Below are 8,352 nucleotides of genomic sequence, written 5' to 3'. Positions count from 1 at the left end.
GTCCCGCCCCCCGGAGGAACGTCACGACGCCCAGCGTCCGGCCCCGGCTCCGCAGTACCGCGCACAGCGCGTGCACCGCGTCCTCCGGCCACTGCCGGGCCCGCGCCCACTCGCGGGTCCGTTCCGGTGCGGCCGCCCCCGCGCTGGCGCGGACCGATCCCGTGCGCTCCACGCACTGCGGTGCCGGATGCCCCTCGGGGTAGCGCACGGGGATGCCCGCCATGGTCACCGGACGGCACGGGCCGGGCGGCCCCGCGGGCGTCGCCGCGATCCGGACAAGCCGCACCGGCTCCTCGCCCGCCAGCAGATCCACCAGCGCGTGATCGGCGAACCCGGCGAGCGCGAAGTCGAGTTGGACGGTGGCCGCCTCCATGGGGTCCTCGCACTCGGCGGCGGCCCGCGCCGCACGGTGCAGCTGCTGGGAGCGGAAGCGGAGCTGCGAGGCCTCCTGCTCCGTCAGCTTCGCCTCCGTCACGTCCTGGAAGAGCCAGCCGACGCCCAGCGGCACCGGCTCCTCCGCGAGCGGCGAGGCGAGCCGCAGAAAGCCGCTGCGCCAGCAGCGCCGTTCGAAGCCGTCCTCCTGGCCGCCCCCGGCCCGTACCGACACCCACAGCTCGGCGGGCGCGGGCGGCGCCCCCTCGGCGAGCACATGGGCCAGCGCGCTCTCCAGCTCCTCGACGCCCTGCCCGAGCAGATCGGCGAGGGGCCGGCCCAGTACCGCCGTACGCCCCACTCCCAGGGCGCGGGCCGCGTGTTCGTTCACCACGGCGGGGCGCAGATCGGCGTCGACGAGCACCACACCCCAGGTGGCGTTCTCGAAGAGCGCCTCGCTCAGGGCGATGGACCGCTCCAGGTCCATCTGCGCGTGGACCTCGCTGAAGGCGCAGTACACCCCCGCGGGCTTGCCGTCCCCGCCGCGTACGGCCGCGGACTGCATCCGGACGAGCACCCGGCCGCCGTCCTTGGTGACCAGCGCGAACTCGTGCACCTGCCGCCCCGGCGCGTCCATCGCGGAGAGCAGCCGCCCCTCGACGTCCCCGGCGTCGGCGGGCCGCACGGCCCACCCGGAGAAGCCCCGCCGCCCCACGGCCTCCGCCGCCGACCACCCGAGAACCCGCTCCGCCTCGCGGTTCCAGTGCGTCACCACGCCGTCGGCGTCGAACGCGCAGAGCGCCGCGTCCATCCCGTCGAGCAGCGCCGCGAGCAGCTCCGCCCCGCCGGGCTCGGGCTCTTCAGGGCCCAGTTCGTCAGTAGTCCCGCTCCGCCGCGAAGCACTCACCCCGAACCCCCCTGCAGACCGTCATGCCATGTCCTCGGATCATTCAACTCGAACGTGACGCACCCCACAGCGGATTCCCGGAACTTGAAGGGAATCGGAGGGAAATCGTCGCGCCTCGGCGTCTGCCCCAGCGGCCGGAAATAATCGGTTGAGCGGCTTCGCGGCGCTTCCTAGGGTGGCATCACTCGAAGAAAGGAGGTGATCCGGCAGTGATTTCATTGCGGACGCGAGAGGTGGCTGCGGGCTAGCGGCCTGCCACCACACCCAGTGCGGTGCCGGACCGGCACGCGAGAGCAGCGTGCAGCCGGCCCAGTTCCAAGCAGTCACCCGACCCGCGAGCCGCCGGTACGTCCGGCCGGCTTCCTCCGCCCGGCTCCGCCCGGCGCGGCAGGAACCACGGCTCGCGGGTCGCCTGCGTCCCGGGCGGAGGCGACCCGCCTGCCCGGCCTCAGCGGACGACGTCGAAGACGTTCTTCTGCACGCCGTTGGCGTACGCCTCGTGCTCGACCAGCTTCAGCTTCCGCGCGTCGTTGTCCGCCTCGCTGAAGAGCCGCTTGCCCGCGCCGAGCAGCAGCGGGAAGACCAGCAGGTGGTAGCGGTCGATCAGACCGGCGTCCGACAGGGCGCGGTTGAGGGTGGCGCTGCCGTGCATGATGATCGGGCCGCCCTCGGTCTCCTTCAGCGCGGCCACCTCGTCCAGCGAGCGCAGGATCGTCGTCTCGCCCCAGCCGGGGACCAGGGCCTCCTCGCCGAGCGTGGTGGAGACGACGTACTTGGGCATCGGCTTGTACGAGGCGAACTCCTCCATGCCCGGCCAGACGGGGCTGAACGCCTCGTAGCTGACCCGGCCGAGCAGTATCGCGGTGGCCTCCTCCTGCTCCCGGCCCTTGATCTCGAAGGCCTCGGGAAGGAACTCCACGTCCTTGAAGGTCCATCCCGAGTTGCGGTAGCCCGGCTCGCCGCCGGGGGCCTCGACGACGCCGTCGAGCGAGACGAAAGCGGTGCTGATCAAGGTGCGCATCCGAGTACTCCTGGTCTCATGGTCATCATGGGTATCGCGGCCATCACTGGCCTCTCGTTCATCACCTGACCACCATCAGACCGCCCGCCGACGGAAAAGTCATCGGTCCCAGGGCCAGTGATCCATCCGGGAGTTCGCCACGACAGGCCCTAACCCCTGCTGACCGCCGTCAGGATCTCCGGCAGGCGCCCGGCGAGCCGCGGCGCCGACAGCCGCAGGCCCGCCTCGGCGACCGCCAGGGCGTAGGCCGCGCCCAGGGGGAGCAGGAGCCAGGTCCAGGAGGCCGCGTCCGAGGCGTGCAGCCAGATCGTGAGGGCGAGGACCGGGGCGCACAGCAGGGCCGCCGCGACCATCCCGCCGAAGATGGAGAGCCAGGCGAGGCCCGCCTGGCCGGGGGCCACGTTCTTGTAGCCCTCCTGCGGGATCGAGTACGGGAAGCGGGTCGAGGACCAGCAGCCGGTCGCCAGCATCGCGCCGAGCAGCGCGAAGGAGAGCCCGAGTGCTTCCGGCAGGGCGGGCCAGTCGCCGAGCATCGCCGTGGTGAGGGCGGTGACGAGCGTGGCGTACGGAAGGGTGATCAGCAGCAGCGCGAGGGCGCGGCCCCGCAGCTCCACGTACGCGTCGCGGGTCGAGGAGATCGTCATCGCCACCATCCAGAACGCCGAGGTGTCCTGGCCGAACTGGTTGTACATCAGGATCCCGAGCATCCCCGCCGCGAAGCACGCGATGTACACCGAGCCCGTGCCCTGGAGGGCGTTGAAGACCGGCACGATCAGGCCGATGGCGAGGGAGGTCACCCAGGCCGCCTTCGTCTTCGGGTCGCGCCAGACGTACCGCAGGCTGCGCTCCATGACGGTGCCGGTGCGCCCGGCGGGGAGGAGCCTGCCGAGGGTCCCTGAGGCACGCGAGGTGCCCTTCTCCGGTTCCGCCGCCGCCAGGGTCGAGCCGTCCGGTGCCGTCATCAGCCGGGTCAGGCTGTGCTGCCAGAGAGCGAGCAGCGCCACCAAGGCGGCTGCGCTGAGGACGAGTTGGGTGGCGCCAGTCGCGTACGAACCCTCGCTCACGGAGTCCACCGCGCCGAGCGCCGCGGCCGGGGGGATCCAGCGCACGAGGTCCGCCGCCGGATCGAGCGTGCCGAGTCCGGACGAACCGAGCTTCTGCGCACCGAAGTTGACGGCCTGCGCGCCGACCGCGATGACCAGGCCGCTCAGGACGGCGAGGTCGCGGCCCTTGCGGCTGGTGAGCAGGCGGATGTTGGCGGCGGCGACCGCACGGGCCAGGGCGACGCAGATCAGGAGGGTGAGGGCGGTGGCGAGTACGCCGGTGGCGGCGGCCGCGGCGCCCCGGGCGAGCGCGATCGTCGCGCCGACGGCCAGGCAGAGCGTGAACAGCGGACCGATGCCGACGAGCGACGCCACGAGCAGCGCCCGCACCAGCGGCCGGGGTCGCAGCGGCAGCATCACCAGGCGGGTGGGGTCCAGCGTCTCGTCGCCGCTGGGGAAGAAGAGCGGCATGACCGCCCAGCCGAGCGCGAGGAGCCCGACGAGGAGCACGCAGACGGTGGCGGCGTGCGTGTTGCCGCGCAGCGCGATCAGACCGAGGAGCTGGAGCGCGGCGAAGAGGAGGGCGAAGGCGACCGACGCGATGTAGGCGGCCCGCCGCCCGGCCGACTGCCGCAGGCCGTTGCGGAGCAGGGACAGCTTCAGGCGTACGAGGACGGGGGTGAGCGCCGACGCGCTGGGCGAGGCCGTCATCGGGCGCCGCCGCCCAGCCAGTCGAGGTCGGAGCCCGCGTCGCGGCCGTGCGCGCCGACGAGTTCGAGGAACGCCCGCTGCAGCGAGGGCGCGTCGCCGCGGACCTCGGCGAGGGTGCCCTGGGCGCGGATGCGGCCCGCCGCCATGACGGCGACCCAGTCGCACAGTGACTCGACCAGCTCCATGACGTGGGAGGAGAAGACGACGGTGGCGCCGGAGGCGGTGTAGCGCTCGAGGACGCCGCGGATGGTCTGGGCGGAGACGGGGTCGACGCCCTCGAAGGGTTCGTCGAGGAAGAGGACTTCGGGGTTGTGCAGGAGCGCGGAGGCGAGGCCGATCTTCTTGCGCATGCCGGTGGAGTAGTCGACGACGAGCTTGTGCTGGGCACCGGCGAGATCGAGTACGTCGAGCAGCTGGGTGGCGCGCTTGTCGACCTCCGTGCCGGGCAGTCCGCGCAGCCTTCCGGTGTACGCGAGCAGTTCGCGTCCCGAGAGCCGTTCGAAGAGGCGCAGCCCCTCGGGGAGCACGCCGATGCGGGCCTTGACCTCGACGGGGTCGCGCCACACGTCGTGGCCGACGACCTCGACCGTGCCCTGGTCCGGTCTGAGCAGACCGGTGACCATGGAGAGGGTGGTGGTCTTGCCCGCGCCGTTCGGCCCGACCAGGCCGATGAACTTGCCCGCGGGCAGTGTCAGATCGATCCCGGCGACGGCGATCTGCCCGCCGAAGCGCTTCCAGAGCCCATGTACCCGTACCGCCGCCGAAGCCACCTCGGTCACCGCGCCGCCCTCCGTCACAGCCTGCCCGTGCCCGCACGATACGTGGGCGCCGCGTTCTCGGCGCGCGGTACGGGGCAGCGCCCCGAAGGGGCGCGGGGAACTGCGCGCCCAGCCACATCGGACCCGCGGATACAAAACCGCCCAACCCGCGGAGCGATCAGCGCCGGGCCTCCCGGCCACACGCGTACGCCAGCGGCGAGATGATCTCCTCCACATCCGGCAGCCAGCGGTTGGCGGCAGTGGGACGGCACGCCCACTGCACCGCGCCCGACGCGCCGAAGCGGGTCGGCGGAGCGGCCACGTACGTGCCCTCGCCGAGTGCGACCAGGTCGATGCCGGCGGGCGGCCAGCCCAGCTTGCGCACCAGGTCAGGGACTTTCGCCGCGGCGCCGGGAAGCACGAAGAACTGCATGCGCCGGTCCGGCGTGCAGGTCACGGGCCCGAGCGTCAGCTCCATCCGCTCCATGCGGGCCAGCGCGAGGAACCCCGCGGTCTCGGGCACGTCGATCGCGTCGAACGTCCGGCCGGTGGGCAGCAGGATCGACGCCTTGGGCTGCTTCTGCCACAGCCGCCGGGCCACGGTCGCGCTGCCGGTCGCCTGGGTCGCCCAGTCCTCGCGCGCCGGATGTGCGCCGGGGGAGGCGCACGCCGGGTCGCCGCACGAGCACCGCTCGGCGCCCTCGGCCGACTCCAGCCAGGTGCCGGGGAAGATGTCCCAGTGACGCTCCTCCGCGTATCGCACGGCCGTGTCCAGCAAGGCCTCTCCGCGCTGCTTCGGGATCTGCGCGGCTGACGTGACTCCGATGGTCTCTTCCACGCAGTTCTCAACTCCCGCCACCACGGCGGGTTACGGGCGCACGCGAGGGCGGGGGAGGAGCATCGATCCTGCGAGCGGGGCGCATGGATGCACGGGCGGGGGCGCGCAGGGGAAATGGCATCCATGTGCGGGTAGCCAGCTCAAGGGCAATCAGAAGGCGCCTCGGAGAAGGCCTCTGGGGAACTCCGTACATTGTCGTATTTGTGGTAATTCACTGCTTCTTATGCCTCTTTCGTGGCGCATCTTCCCTTTGCCCCAAGGGCATTGATCGTCGTGAGGCGGCCTCGGCGGCCGTCCCGTTCCATCTCGATGGTCCACGGTGCACACAGGGGGTACGCCATGGCCGCCAGGCCACTCGTCGCTCGGCAACCCAACGAACGGCTGCAAGCGCTCATCCAGGAAGCCGGCTGCTCCAACGCCGGTCTCGCCCGCCGGGTCAACATGTGCGGCGCGGAGCACGGTCTCGATCTGCGCTACGACAAGACGTCGGTGGCCCGCTGGCTGCGCGGGCAGCAGCCGCGCGGCCGGGCACCCGGCATCATCGCGGAGGCGCTCGGCCGCAAGCTGGGCCGTACGGTCACCATCGACGAGATCGGCATGGCGAACGGCAAGAACCTCGCGTCCGGCGTGGGACTGCAGTTCTCGCCGACCGTCCTCGGCGCCATCGAGCAGGTCTGCGAGCTGTGGCGCAGCGACGTGGGCCGCCGTGACTTCCTGTCCGGCTCGACCGTGGCCGCCTCCGCGCTCGTCGAGCCCAGCCGCGACTGGCTGATCTCCTCGCCGGACCCGCAGGTCGGCAGGACCGCCGGGCCGCGCGTCGGGATGGCGGACGTGGCGGCGGTCAAGGCGATGACGGAGGCGCTGACCCGCCTCGACCACCAGTACGGCAGCGGGCATGTGCGTCCCGTCGTCGTGCACTACCTCAACTCGGTCGTCTCCGGGCTGCTCGCGGGCTCCTACCGGGAGGCGGTCGGGCGCGAACTCTTCGCGGCGGTCGCGCGGTTGACGGAGCTGGCGGGCTATATGGCCGTGGACACGGGCCAGCCCGGCCTCGCCCAGCGGTACTACATCCAGGCGCTGCGGCTCGCCCAGGCCGCCGGGGACCGGGGCTACGGCGGATATGTGCTGGCGGCCTCGATGAGCCACCTCGCCGCCCAGCTCGGCAACCCGCGCGAGATCGCGCAGTTGGCGCGGGCCGCGCAGGAGGGGACCCGCGGGCGGGTCACGCCGCGCGCCGAGGCGATGTTCTACGCGGCCGAGGCGCGCGGGCACGCGCTGCTCGGGGACGCGCGGGCCACGCAGGCGGTGGCGGGCCGCGCGATCGAGGCGATGGACCGGGCGGCGGGCGAGGGCGAGTCCGGTGACGACCCGGTGTGGATCCGGCACTTCGACCACGCGTATCTGGCCGATGAAATGGCGCATTGTCACCGGGACTTGGGCCAGGCGGACGCGGCGGCGCGCAGCGCGCAGGAGTCCCTGGACGGGCACCCGGAGACGCGGGCGAGGCGCCGCGCGATCGGCCTCGTCCTGCTGGCCACGGCCCAGGTCCAGCGGCGCGAGGTGGAACAGGCCTGCCACACGGGCATGCGGGCCGTGGAACTCCTCGGCACCCTGCGGTCCAACCGCGGCGCGGAGTACCTGGAGGACTTCCAGCAGCGCCTGGAGCCCTTCCGGGAGGAGCCGGTGGTACGGGAGTTCGGGGCGCGGGTCGACGTCCAGGCGGCGTGAGGCGCGGCATCTACCAGCGTGCGGGAGGGAGGTTTTGTTACTCCCCGCGCTGGGCAGGAGCCGTAACTTTGAGCTGCGTGGCAGAGGCTTGCGGGGACCCGGTAGCGTGAGCCGACGGTTCCGTAGGTCCCCCATATGTAGGAGTCCCGGTGACGCAGCACAGCGGTCAGGGCGCTGCTTCCTCCGATCCGCGGCAGCCCGCGGCCCGGCCAGCCCACGAGGGCGTCGTGCTGCCCGCGGACGGCAGCGAGCCGCTGCTTCCCGGCACCGCAGGGCGGCAGACCACCCCGGCGGGCGGCACCCCGTGGGGCCAGCCCTGGGGTCCCGAGACGGCGGGCCCGCCCCAGGGCGCCCCCGGCCACGCGTGGGAGACCTCGACGCCCCAGGCCATGCCGCTGCCTCCCGAGGACACGGGCGCCTCGTACGGCTCGGGCGCCTCGTACGGCCAGGACGCCTCGTACGGCTCGGACGCCTCGTACGGCTCGGACGCCTCGTACGGCTCGGATGCCCCGTACGGCCAAGATGCCTCGTACGGCACAGACGCCTCGTATGGCGCGTACGAGGGTCAGGGGTACGGGGGCCAGCAGTACGGCGCCCAGGAGCACGGCGGTCAGCAGCAGCACGGCGGCCAGCAGCAGCACGGCGGTCAGCAGGGGTACGCCCCGCAGCCGCCCCAGCAGAGCACGCAGGGGTACGCCCCTCAGCCGCCCGAGCAGCCCGCCCAGGGTGACGCCTCCTACGGCGGCGGGCAGCGCATGCCTCTGCCGCCGCTCGGGCAGGGCGGCGCCCCGCTGCCTCCCGTCGACGCGCCGGGCGCCGGATCCGACGCCGAAGCCACCCAGTACCTCGCGCCCGTGCCCGGAGCCGGTGCCGACGAGGGGGCCACGCAGTACCTCCCGCCCGTCCCCGGCGCCGGTGCCGACGAAGGCGCCACCCAGTACATACCCCCGGTGTCACCCGGCGCCGGGGACGGG

Annotated in this window: 6 protein-coding genes and 1 pseudogene; 2 read left to right on the top strand and 5 right to left on the bottom strand. The window is 72.9% G+C overall.

The window, feature by feature from the left end:
* The 5 genes from GKQ77_RS22025 to GKQ77_RS22005 all read right to left on the bottom strand — a co-directional run.
* Positions 1-1,279 (bottom strand): PAS domain-containing protein (locus GKQ77_RS22025; protein ID WP_219690657.1); only part of this gene is annotated, 1,279 nt, incomplete at its 3' end.
* A gap of 448 nt (positions 1,280-1,727) precedes the next feature.
* Positions 1,728-2,300, bottom strand: coding sequence for a dihydrofolate reductase family protein (locus tag GKQ77_RS22020; protein WP_219690656.1), 573 nt, complete (start codon positions 2,298-2,300; stop codon positions 1,728-1,730).
* Between the two features lie 149 nt (positions 2,301-2,449).
* Positions 2,450-4,054: a transporter gene (locus GKQ77_RS22015; protein ID WP_219690655.1), complete on the bottom strand. Its 1,605-nt coding sequence runs from the start codon at positions 4,052-4,054 to the stop codon at positions 2,450-2,452.
* On the bottom strand, positions 4,051-4,851 hold the full coding sequence (locus GKQ77_RS22010; RefSeq protein ID WP_219690654.1) for an ABC transporter ATP-binding protein: 801 nt from the start codon (positions 4,849-4,851) through the stop codon (positions 4,051-4,053). Before GKQ77_RS22010 ends, GKQ77_RS22015 begins: the two co-directional genes overlap by 4 nt.
* Before the next feature lie 139 nt (positions 4,852-4,990).
* Positions 4,991-5,650 carry a bifunctional DNA primase/polymerase gene (locus tag GKQ77_RS22005; RefSeq protein WP_219690653.1) on the bottom strand — a complete coding sequence of 220 codons (660 nt, stop codon included), beginning with the start codon at positions 5,648-5,650 and terminating at the stop codon, positions 4,991-4,993.
* A 339-nt stretch (positions 5,651-5,989) separates the two neighbouring features.
* Here GKQ77_RS22005 and GKQ77_RS22000 point away from each other — a divergent pair, with 339 nt between their 5' ends.
* Together GKQ77_RS22000 and GKQ77_RS21995 are read left to right on the top strand one after the other, a co-directional pair.
* On the top strand, positions 5,990-7,378 hold the full coding sequence (locus GKQ77_RS22000) for an NsdA family TPR-like regulatory protein (protein ID WP_219690652.1): 1,389 nt from the start codon (positions 5,990-5,992) through the stop codon (positions 7,376-7,378).
* Between the two features lie 149 nt (positions 7,379-7,527).
* Positions 7,528-8,352 (top strand): annotated as a pseudogene (locus GKQ77_RS21995) (hypothetical protein); the annotation flags it as partial.

Origin of the sequence: Streptomyces anatolicus, from assembly GCF_019400875.1 — a bacterium.
Lineage (GTDB): Bacteria > Actinomycetota > Actinomycetes > Streptomycetales > Streptomycetaceae > Streptomyces > Streptomyces anatolicus.
Note: the sequence above shows the minus strand (reverse complement) of the source record. Positions and strands in the feature narration are given on the sequence as shown.